Raw genomic sequence first — 12756 nt, 5'->3', positions numbered from 1 at the left:
ATTGAATTTCAATAAATCTCTAAATTTAATCGTTGAATAGTTAAACTTTAATCTGAAAAATTATGAAGAAAATTATAACATTGGTATTTGTTTCGGTATTAGGTGGTCTATTAACCCTAGGCGGATACAAACTTTTCATTGAAAAAGACAACGAACAACTTGTTGTAAATGAATCATCCGAAATTCCGATTTATATTCCAACAAATACAGCTACATTAAATTCGTCTAATGCGGTCACTCCAAGTTTTATTGAAGCAGCTGAAAAGTCCCTGGATGCTGTTGTTCATGTTAAAAACACAGCAATTGTCACTGCTCCAATGACAATGTATGATTTGTTTTCTGGCGGAAGTAATGAAAGAGCTCAGGTAGGTACAGGTAGCGGTGTAATTATATCTCCATCTGGTTATATTGTTACTAATTATCATGTTATAAAAAATGCAAACGATATTAGTATTACACTAAATAACAATAAAGTATATACAGCAGAACTTGTGGGTTCTGATGAAGCAACGGACATTGCCTTGATAAAAATAGAAACGGAAGAGGATTTACCATTCCTAGCATTTGGAGATTCTGATAATGCAAAAATTGGAGAATGGGTTTTAGCGGTTGGTAATCCATTTAACCTTAACTCAACAGTCACTGCTGGTATCATAAGTGCCAAATCTAGAGACCTGACAGGTCAGAATGTGCAATCCTTTATACAAACTGACGCAGCTGTTAACCCAGGGAATTCAGGTGGAGCACTTGTAAATACAAACGGAGATTTGATTGGTATCAATACTGCAATTTCATCTAGAACAGGTTCTTACATAGGTTATTCATTTGCCGTCCCTAGCAATATTGCAAGAAAAATCGTCAATGATATTATGGAGTATGGAAATGTACAAAATGGAATATTAGGAGTTGTTGGTGGCGCTTTAAACAGCAAGGCAGCAGAACAATTAGGTGTTGATATTACCGAAGGTTTCTATGTAAGTGAGGTGCAAGAAGATACCGGAGCAGAAAATGCTGGTATACAATCTGGTGATATTATCAGAAAAGTAGATAATGTTGAGATAAATAAGTTTTCTGATTTAACAGGTTATCTAAAAACTAAAAGTCCAAATGATATTGTAAATGTCACTTTAATAAGAGATGGTGATGAAGAGGTTTTTCCTGTGACTTTATTAAAACCTTCTATTACCTTATTACAGACAATTGGGTATGTAAAAAATGCATCTGATGAAGATCTTAAGCGTTATGATATTGATTATGGTGTGAAGATTTCAGAGTTTTATGAGGATAACTATAAAGACTATTGGAATAAAAATGGTGTTGAAGAAGGCAGTATCATAACTAAAATTAATGGTAAAAAGTTATACTCGGTTGATGATGTACAAAATGCCATGAAGACAAGAGATTATAATGAACCACTGCAAATTGAAGTTATTAATAAGGAAGGTGAGAAAACAGTTTATAATTTCAGATAAAAATCAAATAAAAGAGACCAAAAACACCCTTTAAAGAGCTAATCTTTAAAGGGTTTTTATTTTCGACAAAATGTATTACGAAAACGTTTGAAAAATATTATTTTTGCGGCGAAATCTAAATCACTAAATCAAAACAAAATGGGTTTTAACGACACTTACGAAAAAGAGTTAGCCTTTCAAGCAGATCGTCGCAGAGCTACGGTTGAATTCATTAAAATTATTACAGACTTATGGTACGATAAATCCATAGAGATAGTCCTTTTTAGAAATCAGCTTATTGACAGAAATGTTAGCGAGATATTGAACTTGCATGAATATGCTGGCGAATTCGTTCAAAAACCAATTTCTATCTTTGATTCAGTAGAGATTGCACAAGCTATTGGAAAACTTAACATACCACCTGCAAAATTAGATATTGGTAAACTCACATATGAGTACCATCTAGAAGATCAAAAGTATGGCAATGCTACTGCATTTGTTTCCTCAAAACTTAAGGAGTCTAAAAATAACAATGGTATTGAACCAAAAGATGTTGTATTGTACGGCTTTGGTAGAATTGGCCGACTGGTTGCAAGAGAATTAATGACAAGAACTGGATCTGGTAGTCAACTAAGGCTAAGAGCAATTGTTACTAGAGGTGAAATAACCCAAACAGTTTTAGAAAAAAGAGCTTCACTATTAAGAAATGATTCAGTACACGGAGACTTTTCGGGCATGGTATCAACTGATATTGAAAACAATGCACTTATAATCAATGGTACAACCGTTAGTATTATTTCTGCAAATGCACCAGAAGATATTGACTATACAAAATACGGTATAAAAAATGCTTTAGTAATTGATAATACTGGTGCCTTTAGAGATAAAAAGGCTCTTGGAAGACATCTTAAGGCAAAAGGCATTGATAAAGTATTACTTACTGCACCTGGTAAAGGTATACCTAATATTGTACACGGTGTAAATCATTTAGATCACGATCCTGACAAAGTGAAAATCTATTCTGCTGCTTCTTGTACCACAAATGCTATTACACCAGTACTCAAAGCGATAGAAGATTCTTTTGGAATAAATTCTGGGCACTTAGAAACTATTCATGCTTACACCAATGATCAAAACTTAGTTGACAATTTCCATAAAAAATATAGACGTGGTAGAGCAGCAGGTTTAAACATGGTTATTACAGAAACTGGTGCTGGACAAGCCGTTAGTAAAGCATTACCTTCATTAGATGGTAAGCTAACATCTAATGCCATTAGAGTCCCCGTTCCTAACGGATCACTTGCTATATTGAACCTACAACTAGAGAAGAAAACTTCTTTGGATAGTTTAAATACCATTATGAAAAAATATGCTCTTGAAGGTGATTTAGTTGAGCAAATTAAATACGAGATGAGTGATGAATTAGTATCAACAGATATTGTTGGTAGCTCAGCGCCATCAATATATGATAGCAAAGCCTCTATTGTTAGAAAAGATGGCAAGAATATAATTCTCTATGTTTGGTATGATAATGAATATGGTTATAGTCATCAGGTAATACGATTGGCAAAATATATATCTAAGGTAAGACGATACGCTTACTATTAAAATTACCACAGAATAATGATTGGTCTTACTTTTGTAAGGCCATTTTTTTTGCAAAACATCTATATTTTATAATTCAAACGTATATACTCTGGCTTAATATAATTGTAATATTTTTGTATTTAATTAATACATTAAATGCTATTAAAATTACTATATTGGCACATTATTAAACCTAACCAAACCAAAATCAATTAAGATGAGATTCTTGACAAAAGTCGTCGTTTTACTGATTGTTACATTCAGTTTTCAAAATATTTATTCTCAAACAAATGCTGCTCAACAACCAGAAGAACAACTTTCTTTAGATAGCGGAACGATTGACAGTCAGTTTGAATATATATTTAAGAAATCAGGGAATTTCAAAGGTGTTAATGGCCAAAAATATGAAGCTGTTAAATATACATCATTACTTACCCTCAAAGCACATGTTTTAGATTCACTTAAAACAACGTACTCTAAATTAAATACTTCAGAGGCCACAGTTGAAAATCAAAAGAATGAAATTGAAAGCCTTAAAGCACAACTACAAAATACACAAACAACACTAGGTGAAACCGAGGCAGAAAAAAACAGTATGGCATTATTTGGTTTACAGTTGGGCAAAACCAATTATAACGTTTTAATGTGGAGTATAGTTGCTGCTTTATTTGCACTTCTAATAGTTTTCATACTTAAGTTCAAAGGAAGTAATGCATTAACAAGAGCTGCAAAATTAAAACTAGAGGAAGTAGAATCCGAGTTTGAAGAACACCGCAGAGTAGCTTTGGAGCGCGAACAAAAGGTAAGACGTCAATTACAAGATGAACTCAATAAAAATAAAGCATAACTTTTTAAGTACTTAATTTAAAGATCCGTAGTTCAATAATTGCGGATTTTTCTTTGAATTTTATAAGTTGCATCTTTGCATTATGCGCATAGACATCATTACCGTATTACCAGAATTATTAAAAAGTCCCTTTGAGGCCTCAATTCTTAAACGAGCCATTGAAGCAAATCTAGTTGAGGTTCATTTTCACAATTTGAGAGATTACACTACGGATAATTACAAATCTGTAGATGATTATCAATTTGGTGGTGGTGCAGGCATGGTAATGATGATAGAACCTATTGATAAATGTATCACTGGTCTAATGACAGAACGTCATTATGATGAAATCATTTATATGACACCAGATGGTGAACGGCTCAATCAAAGTATTGCCAATCAAGTTTCATTAAAAAAGAATATCATTATTCTTTGTGGACATTATAAAGGAGTAGATCAACGTGTTAGGGACACATTTATAACCAGAGAAATTTCAATTGGTGATTACGTCTTATCTGGTGGAGAACTTGGAGCAGCAGTTTTATGCGATGCAATCATTAGACTTATACCCGGTGTATTAGGCAATGAAACGTCTGCCCTAACCGACTCTTTTCAAGACAATCTATTAGCACCACCAATCTATACTCGACCAAGAGAATATAAAGGAATGAAGGTGCCTGAAGTACTATTTAGCGGAAATTTTCCCGAAATAGAAAAATGGCGAGAAGAGCAGGCTTTCTTGCGCACAAAAGAAAGAAGACCAGATCTTCTAAACGATAAGGATTAGTATAATATAGTAGTGACTTTAATTGCTACAAAATCTTTTCACTTTTCACTTTTCACTTCTAACTTTTTAATTATCTTTGCACCCAATTTTAGATTAACCTCTGGCGAAAATCGTGGATGTTGGTTTGAATGAATCAATAAATAAAAGAAAATGAATTCTTTAGTAAAATTTGTACAAGACGAATTTGTAACAAGAAAAGATTTACCAGAGTTTAGTGCTGGTGACACTATTACAGTATACTACGAAATTAAGGAAGGAAACAAAACACGTACACAGTTCTTTAAAGGTGTTGTTTTACAACGTAAAGGATCTGGAACTTCAGAAACTTTTACAATTCGTAAAATGTCTGGAACAATTGGTGTAGAACGTATTTTTCCTGTTAATTTACCAGCTTTGCAGAAGATTGAAGTAAACAAGCGTGGTAAAGTACGTAGAGCAAGAATTTTCTACTTCAGAGGTCTTACCGGTAAAAAAGCAAGAATTAAAGAAGTTAGAAGATAAAACTTCAAAAATAATTTTAAAAAAGCTTTCTATTATGAAAGCTTTTTTTTGTTATTAACATTTGTTAATAATTGTAGTTTATAAGATGTTGATATTTTAACCGTTAAAAAATTTGTATTTTAATAATAGAAACATACTTTAGTTGAAGAATTAACAGCAAACCTAGTTTGTGTTTTTGAAAGCAATTTCAAAAAGTGTTAATTTGTGATAAAGAAGTTCTTTATTTAATGAAATTGTTTTTTGAGGTTGGTGAATCGCTTGTGTAGGCAAGGTTGATGAGCAAACCAAGAAGCTTAGGTGTTGCAAGATGTTTTGCAGATTGTAGGAGTTAAGTGGAAAGCTTGGAAAAAGTAATAGGATCGAAAGTGAACATGAAAAGGAAGAGCAATGTTTTAGACGTTGGCAAGTACGAAAGTGGGTGTTAAAAAAAGAAACATCAAGGAAAACAATTTTTGAAACAAAGTAGTATCATGTCAATACATTTTGAAAGGTGCGAAATGTTTCGTTGAAACGGAAACACTTGAACTGAAAAGGATGGTGGTGTAAACCACGAGCCGAGTTAATGAAAGTTAACTAGGTCACGTTAGTACTGTTTCAAAGAAAAGCCATGTCAAATCAGTTTTACTGTAGTGATATGGCTTTTTGTTTTATATAATGTCTTCATTTAAGTTAAAATTATTATTTCACATTTCTTTTTATTAATTCAATAAAAATTTATGTCTTAGGTTATTAATCTTACATCAACAAAACTGATGCATTTTTGTATATTTGCCAAACTTTAAAATAAGCTAAAGCACAATCAAAAATTTCATTTAAACTTATGACTAAATCAGCAAAGATTGTTTACACAAAAACTGATGAAGCACCTGCATTGGCAACACGTTCATTTTTGCCTATCGTAAAGGCCTTCACAAAATCTTCAGGAATTGAAATTGAGACAAAAGATATTTCATTAGCATCAAGAATTTTAGCTGTATTTCCAGATTATTTGAACGACAATCAAAAAGTACCAAATGCTTTAGCAGAATTAGGAAATTTGGCAAAGAAACCTGAAGCAAACATCATTAAGCTTCCAAATATTAGCGCCTCAATTCCTCAGCTCAAAGATGCAATTGAAGAATTACAATCAAAAGGCTATGGATTACCTGATTATCCTGATGAACCAGAAAATGATAAAGAAAAAGAAATTAAACAGCGATACGACAAGATAAAAGGAAGTGCGGTAAACCCAGTTCTAAGAGAAGGTAACTCTGACAGAAGAGCTCCTAAGGCTGTAAAGAATTTTGCCAAGAAAAATCCTCATAGTATGGGTGAATGGGCTTCAGATTCTAAAACTCACGTAGCAACGATGTCGCATGGAGATTTTGCTCATAATGAAAAATCAATAACAGTTAATAATCCGACTACAGTAACTATTATTCATACAGATGACCAAGGCAATAATACTGAATTAAAGAATAATATTGATTTGCTAGAAGATGAAATCATTGATGCTACCGTAATGAGTAAAAAAGCATTGTTAGAATTCTTAGATCGAGAAATCAAGGATGCTAAAAATGAAAATGTACTTTTTTCACTTCATATGAAGGCAACAATGATGAAAGTTTCTGATCCTATTATATTCGGTCATGCAGTGCGTACTTATTTTAAAACATTGTTTGAAAAGCACGGAGAAACTTTCGAAGAAATTGGCGTCGATGTTAATAATGGTTTTGGTAATTTATTAGAAAAGGTAGAAGAATTACCAGTCGAGAAACGCCATGAGATTCAGTTCGATATAAAAGAGGCTATAGACAATGGAGCAGATTTGGCTATGGTAAATTCTGATAAAGGAATTACAAACCTCCATGTACCAAGTGATGTAATTATTGACGCTTCTATGCCAGCTATGATTCGTACCTCAGGACAAATGTGGAATGCAGATGGAGAACAACAAGATACTAAAGCAATTATACCTGATAGCAGTTATTCTGGTGTTTACATTGCAACAATAGACTTTTGTAAAAAACACGGCGCTTTCGATCCAACTACAATGGGTACAGTCCCAAATGTAGGCTTAATGGCACAAAAAGCAGAAGAATATGGTTCTCATGATAAAACATTTGAAATTGAATCTAATGGAACAGTTGAAGTTGTGAATGAAGACGGAACTGTTTTAACTAGTCACAAGGTAGAATCTGGTGATATATGGAGAATGTGTCAAGTTAAGGATGCTCCTATTCAGGATTGGGTAAAACTTGCAGTTACAAGAGCTAGAGCTTCTCAAACTCCCGCTGTATTTTGGTTAGATAAAAATAGAGCCCATGATGCAGAATTAATAAAAAAAGTGAATAAGTACTTACCAAATCATGATACAAATGGTTTAGATATCAGAATCCTTTCTCCAATTGATGCCACTGAATTTACATTAGAACGCGTAAAATCAGGTAAAGACACCATATCAGTTACAGGAAATGTATTAAGGGATTATCTAACCGATTTATTTCCAATATTAGAATTAGGCACAAGTGCTAAAATGCTCTCTATTGTACCGTTAATGAATGGTGGAGGTTTATTTGAGACAGGTGCTGGTGGTTCTGCACCTAAACATGTACAACAGTTTGTTACTGAAAATCACCTTAGATGGGATTCTTTAGGTGAGTTTTTAGCACTCGCTGTTTCATTAGATCACTATGCCGATGTAAATAATAATGAAAAGGCACGAGTTTTGGGAGAAGCGCTTGATGATGCGACAGAAAAATTACTTGAAAATAAAAAAGGTCCTTCGCGAAAAGTAAATGAATTAGATAATAGAGGTAGTCATTTTTATTTAGCGCTTTATTGGGCAGAAGCATTGGCAAATCAAGAAACTGACACAGATTTAAAAATAGAATTCGACAAGATTTATAAGGGTTTGTTAGCCAATGAATCTGATATAGTTAAAGAACTAATTGATTGTCAAGGCAAACCAGTTGATATTCAAGGATACTATTATCCAAATGATGTTATGGCAGATGAAGCCATGCGACCAAGTGATAAATTTAATATCACATTAAAATAAGATTAAACTTACGTTAAAAGAGCTTCAATAAAAATGAAGCTTTTTTATTTTTGCCAAAAATTGGTATATGAAAAAGAGCCTATTAGGTCTACTTTTAATCTTATTATCTATAATCCAGTCTGCAGTTGGGCAAGAAAAGTTTACCTTAAGCGGTACCATTACAGACAATACTAGTAACGAAACATTAATTGGTGTAAACATTCTGGTGCCAGAAATTCAATCGGGTACAATGACCAATGAATATGGTTTTTATTCTATTACTCTACCAAAAGGAACATACAATATTCAGATTAGCTACTTAGGTTTTGAGACCATCATTGAATCAATAAACTTAAATCAAAATATAAGTAAGAACTATAAATTAATTGAGTCAGCCGAGAGTTTAGGTGAAGTAGTAATAAAAGAGAATGTTGAGAAATTGAATATTAAAAAACCTCAAATGAGTGTTAATGCACTGTCAATTTCTACAATAAAGAATATGCCAGTAGTTTTTGGCGAAGTTGATGTTATAAAATCAATTACCCTTCTGCCAGGAGTAACAAACGCTGGTGAAGGATCCTCAGGTTTTAACGTTAGAGGTGGCGCAGCAGATCAAAACTTAATTCTGCTAGACGAAGCTATAATATTTAATTCTTCACATTTATTTGGTTTTTTCTCTGTTTTCAATCCAGATGCAATAAAAGACTTAAAGCTCTATAAAGGAGGAATTCCTGCAAAATATGGAGGTAGAGTCTCATCTGTACTTGATATTTATCAAAAAGAGGGTAACAGTAACCAGCTTAAAATGAATGGTGGAATAGGTCTTGTATCTAGTAGGTTATTAGCAGAAGGGCCAATTAAAAAAGAAAAAGGTTCCTTTTTATTTGGTGGTCGTAGTAGCTATGTACATTTATTTTTGCCATTATTCGATCTGGATAATGTGGCTTATTTCTACGATTTGAACACAAAAATAAGTTATAAATTGAATGATAATAATAGTGTTTTCCTATCTGGTTATTTTGGTAGAGATGTATTTAGTATTCAAGACAGTTTCAAAAACACCTATGGTAATTCAGTATTGAATTTTAGATGGAACCATCTATTCTCAAGTAAGCTGTTTTCCAACTTATCATTAATTTATTCTGATTATTACTATGGATTAGATCTCAATTTTGTTGGCTTTGAATGGGAATCGGGTATTAGAAATTTCAACGTCAAATACGATTTAAAACATTACCTCACTAATAACTTTAAATTAGAATATGGTTTAAATAGCATTTATTACAAGTTCAATCCTGGAGAAATCAATCCTAATACTGATGATTCTGGTATAAATCCATTTAAACTTATTGATAAGTATGCTTTTGAAAATGCCGTTTATTTAGATGCAGAACATAAATTAAGTAACCGATTCTCGGTAAGTTATGGTGCAAGATTTAGCACATTTCATAGACTTGGACAGGATGAATTAAACATGTATGAAAATGATAATCCCATAGTTTTTAATGAGGAACTCGGAATATATGAGAAAGCAGAACCTATTGCTACAGAATCCTATAATCAAGGTGATATATTAGAATCATTTTCTAACATTGAACCTAGATTGGCATTAGCTTATCAATTATCAGATAATTCTTCTGTTAAGGCCAGCTATAACAGATTGGCGCAGTATTTACATCTTTTGTCTAATACTAATTCGCCTACACCTCTTGATGTATGGGCACCAAGTGGCAAGTACATTAAACCACAGCTCTTAGATCAAGTTGCTTTGGGATATTTTAGGACATTTAAGGATAACCAGTATTCATTGGAGGTTGAAACATTTTATAAAACCATTGAAAACCGAATAGATTATACTGATGGAGCCAACCTAATAGCAAACAATGCTATAGAACAGGTTATTCTAAATGGTGAAGCCAGAGCATATGGATTAGAAATTTTGTTTAGAAAAAATGAAGGTAGGCTCAAGGGCTGGCTATCATATACTTTATCTAAATCAGAACAAAGAACACCTGGAAGGACACCAATAGAAACAGGAATTAATAATGGCGAATGGTATAATACACCATATGATAAAACACACGATATTTCATTAACTGCGAGCTATGATATCAATAATAAATGGCGTTTGAATTCTAATTTTGTTTTTCAAACCGGACTTCCAGTCACATTTCCTAACGGACAATACGAATATAACGGAATACTTGTCCCAAAATTTGAAGCACGTAATTCAAGTAGGTTACCATCATATCACCGATTAGATTTTTCTGTAAATTATAATCCAAATCCAAATAATCAAAAGCGATTTAAAGGTGAGTGGGTATTTGGTATATATAATATATACAATAGACGAAATGCAGTTAATATACAGTTCAGAGAAAATAGAACAACTGGTATTAATGAGGCTCTAAGGCTTTCTCTTTTTGGGATAGTACCTTCTGTTTCCTATAATTTTAAATTTTAAAAAATGAAAAAGATTCTTCTACTTTTAATAATAGTAAGTTCACTATATAGATGCGAAGATGTAATTGATGTAGAATTAAATGAATCTGATCCTCGCCTCGTAATAGAAGCTTCAATCAATTGGTTTAAAGGAACACAAGGAAATGAACAATCAATTAAGCTTTCTCTGTCAGCACCATTTTTTGAAGAGAATGTTCCACCTGCAAGTGGAGCAATCGTCCAAGTTTTTGATTCTAATAATAATACTTTCAATTTTGTAGAAGATAGTAATACTGGTATATATAGTAATAACACCTTTATACCAGTAATTGATGATATTTATACGCTGAGTATATTCTATGATAACGAACTTTATACTTCAACAGAGACATTTAAATCCGTTGTACCGATTGAATTCGTAGAGCAAATTGATGATGGTGGGTTTTCGGGTGAAGATATTGAACTTAAGGCCTTTTATACAGATCCTGCTAATATTGAAAATTACTATTTCTTTGAATTTATAAGTGATATTTCTGTTGTACCAAACTTAGAAGTATACGAAGACCGATTTACGGATGGTAATCAAATTTTTGGATTTTACACAGAAGAAGATTTAGAATCTGGTGACGTTGTTACGATAAGAAATTATGGTGTATCAGAAAGGTTCTACGAATATATGTTCATTTTACTTCAACAAGGCAGTGAAGAAAATGGTGGGCCATTTGAAACTCAGCCTGCAACTGTTCGTGGAAATTGTATAAACCAAACAAATCCTGACAATTTCCCATTTGGTTATTTTAGGTTATCAGAAGTCGATGAATTAATTTATACAGTTCAATAACATTTTGGTCATATCTGCTAGGAAGTAATTTAAAAAAGACTTCAGCTTTACTAAAAATTATTACCTTTATTACATGGATTTTACTAAAACCACAGAGGAGGATTCCTATTACAATAATCTTGAGCAAATGTCTGTAAATGAGATTATTACTAATATGAATAAAGAGGACAAATCTGTCCCAATAGCAGTAGAAAAAGTTCTTCCAAGAGTAGAAATATTAATTGAACAGGTAGTTGAAAAATTGAAATTAGGTGGACGGCTGTTTTATATTGGTGCCGGCACGAGCGGGCGCTTAGGAATTTTAGATGCATCAGAGTGTCCTCCAACATTTGGTGTACCCCACGGTATTGTAATTGGCCTAATTGCTGGTGGTGATACTGCAATACGCAAAGCTGTTGAATTTGCTGAAGATTCTAAAACTCAAGGGTGGAAAGATCTAAAAGCCTATGATATTAATGACAATGATTTTGTGATAGGGATTGCCGCTTCGGGTACAACACCGTATGTAGTCCACGCATTAAAAGAATGCAATAATCAAAATATGGTTACTGGGTGTATAACATGTAATATTGGTAGTCCACTTGTTAAGGTATCCAAATTTCCAATTGAAGTTATGGTTGGACCAGAGTTTTTAACCGGAAGTTCTAGAATGAAAGCTGGTACTGCTCAGAAACTTATACTGAATATGATTACTACAGCCACAATGATAAGGCTTGGTAAAGTTCGAGGCAATAAAATGGTGGATATGCAACTTAGTAATGATAAACTTGTAGACAGAGGTGTTAAAATGATAATGAAAGAATTAAATATTTCTCGACAAGAAGCAGATAATTTGTTAAGTAAACATAAAAATGTTCGGAAAAGTATTGATCATGGAAGAAAACAATAGAACTGATAAGGAAGTTTTAGCTAAAGGTATAAAGCAAATGATAATTTGTTTATTACTCATGTTTGCAGGCCCAACACTTTTACATATATCATTTAGCAATGATGATAAACCACTTTTTATACCATTGCTTATATTATCCTTAATAATATGTTTGTTAGCTATTGGTTTACTTTTTGTTGGAATAAACACAATTGTTAATAGCATGTTTAATAAGAATAAATAGATTTATTCTCATAAAAAAAGTATCCGGTGACTACTGTCTACCGGTTTTTTTTATGGATTCTTTACTGATTTTTTTGCTTTAACAAAAAAAAGCCCTTTGCAAAGAGCAAAGGACTTTCAAAAAAGGCGGCGACCTACTCTTCCACAGTAAGCAGTACCATCGGCGCTAACGGGCTTAACTACTCTGTTCG

General features: G+C 32.8%; 10 protein-coding genes. All 10 read left to right on the top strand.

The window, feature by feature from the left end; translation table 11 throughout:
• Positions 1-62: 62 nt before the first annotated feature.
• The 10 genes from ACFWV9_RS08580 to ACFWV9_RS08535 all read left to right on the top strand — a co-directional run bounded on the left by ACFWV9_RS08580 (position 63) and on the right by ACFWV9_RS08535 (position 12566).
• Complete coding sequence (locus tag ACFWV9_RS08580; protein ID WP_411894797.1) at positions 63-1472, top strand: trypsin-like peptidase domain-containing protein; 1410 nt, start codon at positions 63-65, stop codon at positions 1470-1472.
• A gap of 138 nt (positions 1473-1610) precedes the next feature.
• On the top strand, positions 1611-3059 hold the full coding sequence (locus ACFWV9_RS08575) for a glyceraldehyde-3-phosphate dehydrogenase (RefSeq protein ID WP_411894796.1): 1449 nt from the start codon (positions 1611-1613) through the stop codon (positions 3057-3059).
• Positions 3060-3255: 196 nt separating this feature from the next.
• Positions 3256-3885 (top strand): tRNA (guanine-N1)-methyltransferase, encoded by a 630-nt coding sequence (locus ACFWV9_RS08570; protein WP_411894795.1) that lies wholly within the window; start codon positions 3256-3258, stop codon positions 3883-3885.
• 82 nt (positions 3886-3967) lie between these two features.
• Positions 3968-4651: a tRNA (guanosine(37)-N1)-methyltransferase TrmD gene (gene trmD / locus ACFWV9_RS08565; protein ID WP_411894794.1), complete on the top strand. Its 684-nt coding sequence runs from the start codon at positions 3968-3970 to the stop codon at positions 4649-4651.
• 150 nt (positions 4652-4801) lie between these two features.
• Entirely contained in the window at positions 4802-5152 is a 351-nt protein-coding gene (gene rplS / locus ACFWV9_RS08560) for a 50S ribosomal protein L19 (RefSeq protein ID WP_411894793.1), read from the top strand.
• 820 nt (positions 5153-5972) lie between these two features.
• Entirely contained in the window at positions 5973-8192 is a 2220-nt protein-coding gene (locus ACFWV9_RS08555) for an NADP-dependent isocitrate dehydrogenase (RefSeq protein ID WP_411894792.1), read from the top strand.
• 67 nt (positions 8193-8259) lie between these two features.
• Positions 8260-10635, top strand: coding sequence for a TonB-dependent receptor (locus ACFWV9_RS08550; protein WP_411894791.1), 2376 nt, complete (start codon positions 8260-8262; stop codon positions 10633-10635).
• Between the two features lie 3 nt (positions 10636-10638).
• On the top strand, positions 10639-11454 hold the full coding sequence (locus ACFWV9_RS08545) for a DUF4249 family protein (protein ID WP_411894790.1): 816 nt from the start codon (positions 10639-10641) through the stop codon (positions 11452-11454).
• A gap of 73 nt (positions 11455-11527) precedes the next feature.
• A complete protein-coding gene (gene murQ / locus ACFWV9_RS08540; RefSeq protein ID WP_411894789.1) occupies positions 11528-12343 on the top strand; it encodes an N-acetylmuramic acid 6-phosphate etherase in 816 nt (271 codons plus the stop codon).
• On the top strand, positions 12327-12566 hold the full coding sequence (locus ACFWV9_RS08535; protein WP_411894788.1) for a DUF6095 family protein: 240 nt from the start codon (positions 12327-12329) through the stop codon (positions 12564-12566). Before murQ ends, ACFWV9_RS08535 begins: the two co-directional genes overlap by 17 nt.
• Positions 12567-12756 lie beyond the last annotated feature (190 nt).

It is taken from the genome of Winogradskyella sp. A2 (assembly GCF_046762865.1).
GTDB lineage: Bacteria > Bacteroidota > Bacteroidia > Flavobacteriales > Flavobacteriaceae > Winogradskyella.
This window is presented reverse-complemented; position numbering and strand designations above follow the sequence as displayed.

Coding starts and splice junctions, on each gene's coding strand:
- ACFWV9_RS08575 (WP_411894796.1), top strand. CDS start 1,611: ATGGGTTTTAACGACACTTACGAAAAAGAGTTAGCCTTTCAAGCAGAT.
- ACFWV9_RS08545 (WP_411894790.1), top strand. CDS start 10,639: ATGAAAAAGATTCTTCTACTTTTAATAATAGTAAGTTCACTATATAGA.
- ACFWV9_RS08570 (WP_411894795.1), top strand. CDS start 3,256: ATGAGATTCTTGACAAAAGTCGTCGTTTTACTGATTGTTACATTCAGT.
- ACFWV9_RS08550 (WP_411894791.1), top strand. CDS start 8,260: ATGAAAAAGAGCCTATTAGGTCTACTTTTAATCTTATTATCTATAATC.
- trmD (WP_411894794.1), top strand. CDS start 3,968: ATGCGCATAGACATCATTACCGTATTACCAGAATTATTAAAAAGTCCC.
- murQ (WP_411894789.1), top strand. CDS start 11,528: ATGGATTTTACTAAAACCACAGAGGAGGATTCCTATTACAATAATCTT.
- ACFWV9_RS08580 (WP_411894797.1), top strand. CDS start 63: ATGAAGAAAATTATAACATTGGTATTTGTTTCGGTATTAGGTGGTCTA.
- ACFWV9_RS08555 (WP_411894792.1), top strand. CDS start 5,973: ATGACTAAATCAGCAAAGATTGTTTACACAAAAACTGATGAAGCACCT.
- ACFWV9_RS08535 (WP_411894788.1), top strand. CDS start 12,327: ATGGAAGAAAACAATAGAACTGATAAGGAAGTTTTAGCTAAAGGTATA.
- rplS (WP_411894793.1), top strand. CDS start 4,802: ATGAATTCTTTAGTAAAATTTGTACAAGACGAATTTGTAACAAGAAAA.